The organism is Pseudomonas sp. GM24 (genome assembly GCF_000282235.1).
In the GTDB taxonomy this organism is placed as follows: Bacteria; Pseudomonadota; Gammaproteobacteria; order Pseudomonadales; family Pseudomonadaceae; genus Aquipseudomonas.
Genome location: NZ_AKJR01000266.1, coordinates 1 through 3,020, shown reverse-complemented (window position 1 = coordinate 3,020; position 3,020 = coordinate 1). Strand labels below are relative to the sequence as shown.

Below are 3,020 nucleotides of genomic sequence, written 5' to 3'. Positions count from 1 at the left end.
GCATTCGGCAGCTCCTACAGGGAACGTATTCCAATGTAGGAGCTGCCGAAGGCTGCGATCTTTTAACGGTCTAGCGTTGCAACACGAGGATCCGCGACAACAACTCATCCCGGTCGATATAGCAGCCCTGAAAATGCCGCGCCCCCGTGCCCGGGTCAAACGCATTGCGCGCATGCAGCGTGCGGCGATTATCGAAGCACCACAGCTCACCGGGAACGAGCCGCTGCATCAGCCGAAACCGTGGCTCGCGGGTCATCGCGATGAAGCGTCGATAAGCCCGATACAACTGTGGCATTTGCTCCACTGACGTATCGAACGCGCCGCGCAGAAAGTTCGCCATGCGGATTTCAGCGACACGCCCCAACGCATCCAGGGCAATGATCGGCGCCAGGCAGCGATAGTCGCTGTGCCGATCCTTGTTGCGAAACTCCACGGGGATTTCACACAGGGCCTTGAATGACTCGGGATCTTCCTGGCGCAACGCATCGGCAATCGCAAACCCGTCGACAAAAATACTCTCGCCACCCTCGGCGTCATTCACCAGGCAATGCAGAAACTGCAGGCCCGGTTGCAGCTCGCGGGTGGGCAGATCGGTGTGCAACGGTAAATTGAAAGCGGTGTAGGCATTGCTGTCGGCATCGGCCTTGGACTGCACGTTGAACAGCACGCCGAAGTTGCTTTCACGAATGAAGGAAATACGTTGCGCGATGAGCTTGAGCGAACCGGGTTCGGTGGGTACGCCGCGCACTTGCGTCAGGCCGATGTCGCGCACGGCGAGCAACCATTGCAGCAGGGTGGCGTTGTCGTTCATCAGCGCCGCGTATTCGAACACAGGGAGTTGCAGATCGCTACGCCATAGAAAGGGCTTGGGTTTGGCGGCCAAGCGTTCGGCGCGGGATTGATCATCGTAGGCATGCGCGCGCAACCAGCCCGGATCGAAACGGCTGAGGTGACCGTCCTGCCAGTCGACGCGCAGGCAGCCATCGGTATCGATGTGCGCGGCCGCTGGTTTCAGGTCATCAGCCGCGTCGACGATCTCGAAAACCTGTTCGCGGGTGACGTTGTAGACACACTGCTGACATGGGCAATTGTCCCGCAACCAGACATGGTGAAACGGGCTGACGCGACCGTCAGCCCAGGCGATGGCAACGCGATCCGCCAGGGTCTGCACGCCGCTTAGCGCGCTGATCAACGGATAAGTACGGAAATCGGCAACAGCGGCAGCGGTGTTCATAGCGGCTCCTTGCGATTGATGGATTTACCTTGCAGGTGGCAGCGCGATGACGCGGCCGATGTAAGCGGGAGCGGGCAAGTCTTTCTGCTCGGCGATGATGTCTTGCAGGCGGTTCAAGGTGTCCGGGCTGAACAGTGCCGAACGCGGGCCGGCGAGGTCGACGTGCAGGAGCATTTGTTCGTTACCGGCCAGTTCCTGCTCGTCACCGACCTTGTGCAGGCTGTGATAGAGGTGCAGGCGTTTGCTGTCGTGGCCGATGATTTGCGTGTGCACTTCAACCTCGGTATCGAGCTTCACTTCGTGCAGATAGTTGAGGTGCAGTTCGAGGGTGAACAGCGAGTGGCCGCTGGCTTCGCGGTTGTTGCTGTCCATGCCGAGGCGATCCATCAGGGCATCGGTGGCGTAGCTGAAAATCAGCAGGTAGAAGGCATCGCGCAGGTGGCCGTTGTAGTCGACCCAGTCGGGGATGATTTTGGTTTGGTAGGTGGTGAGCTGGGGCATGGTTTGGGCTCCGGCAGTTAGGTGGTTTTCAAGATCAAAAGCTACCCCCTCACCCCAGCCCTCTCCCCCAGGGGGGAGAGGGGGAAAGGGAGCAGATCGGGGGCCTTTCAAAACTTGAGTTCGGCTCGATAAATCAGGTCGGTGCGGCTCGCATAAACACCGCGGTCGGTCCCCTCTACCTCTGGGAGAGGGCTAGGGTGAGGGCCACGATGTCATGCCAGAAACATCACTCGCTGAACGCCATCCCATGCTTCTCCTTGGTAGTCTTCACCGCCTCCAGCACCGCCAGCAAACAATCATCACGATAACGCTCCAGCGCCGAAATACTGTGACGACCAAGCTGATCGCTGGTGCCATCCACCACATCATCAATCAACTTGTCAGTCAGCTCCGGCGCCGGCAGATAGGTCCACGGCAACTGCAACGCCGGGCCGAATTGCGACATGAAGTGACGCATGCCCGCATCGCCACCGGCCAGCGTGTAAGTCAGGAACGTGCCCATGAACGACCAGCGCAACCCGGCGCCAAAACGGATCGCATCGTCGATTTCGCCAGTGGTCGCCACGCCGTCATTGACCAGGTGCAGCGCTTCACGCCACAGCGCTTCGAGCAAGCGGTCGGCGATGAACCCAGGCACTTCCTTGCGCACATGCAACGGGCGCATGCCGAGGGATTCGTAGACTTTCATCGCTGCTTGCACAGCTTCCGGAGCGGTGTTCTTGCCACCGACCACTTCCACCAGCGGCAGCAGATAAACCGGGTTGAACGGGTGGCCGACCACGCAGCGTTCCGGGTGCGTCGAGCTCTCGTAGAACTCACTTGGCAGCAGGCCCGAGGTACTCGAACCGATCAACGCATTGGGCTTGGCCGCGGCGCTGATCTTGCTGTGCAGATCGAGTTTCAGCTCTAGACGTTCCGGGGCGCTTTCTTGAATGAAATCGGCATCGCGCACGCACTCTTCGATGGTCGCGACAAAGCGCAGACGATCCTGCGAAGCACCCGGCGCCAGACCGCTTTTCTCTAGCGCGCCCCAGGCATTGGCCACACGTTTGCGCAGTGCTGCTTCGGCGCCGGGGGCCGGATCCCAAGCCACCACGTCGAGGCCGTGGGCGAGGGCGCGGGCGACCCAGCCGCTGCCGATGACACCGCTGCCCAGCGCGGCGAAGGTCTTGATTTCGGTGATAAAGCTCATAGGAATTTTCCCGTGGAAGGTAATCCCTGTAGGAGCTGCCGAAGGCTGCGATCTTTTGATCTTGATCTTGAGAAACAAAATCAAAAGATCGCA

3 protein-coding genes are annotated in these 3,020 nt (G+C 59.9%); all 3 read right to left on the bottom strand.

What is annotated here, in order from left to right; genetic code table 11:
* Positions 1-70: 70 nt before the first annotated feature.
* Positions 71-1,234: a gamma-butyrobetaine dioxygenase gene (locus PMI23_RS25985; RefSeq protein ID WP_007911279.1), complete on the bottom strand. Its 1,164-nt coding sequence runs from the start codon at positions 1,232-1,234 to the stop codon at positions 71-73.
* A gap of 24 nt (positions 1,235-1,258) precedes the next feature.
* Complete coding sequence (locus PMI23_RS25980) at positions 1,259-1,735, bottom strand: thioesterase family protein (RefSeq protein WP_007911277.1); 477 nt, start codon at positions 1,733-1,735, stop codon at positions 1,259-1,261.
* Positions 1,736-1,961: 226 nt separating this feature from the next.
* Positions 1,962-2,927 carry an L-carnitine dehydrogenase gene (locus PMI23_RS25975; protein WP_007911275.1) on the bottom strand — a complete coding sequence of 322 codons (966 nt, stop codon included), beginning with the start codon at positions 2,925-2,927 and terminating at the stop codon, positions 1,962-1,964.
* Positions 2,928-3,020: the final 93 nt, after the last annotated feature.

What these genes read in the sequence shown, in the direction of transcription:
- PMI23_RS25985 (WP_007911279.1), bottom strand. Translation starts at nt 1,234, where the DNA reads ATGAACACCGCTGCCGCTGTTGCCGATTTCCGTACTTATCCGTTGATC.
- PMI23_RS25980 (WP_007911277.1), bottom strand. Translation starts at nt 1,735, where the DNA reads ATGCCCCAGCTCACCACCTACCAAACCAAAATCATCCCCGACTGGGTC.
- PMI23_RS25975 (WP_007911275.1), bottom strand. Translation starts at nt 2,927, where the DNA reads ATGAGCTTTATCACCGAAATCAAGACCTTCGCCGCGCTGGGCAGCGGT.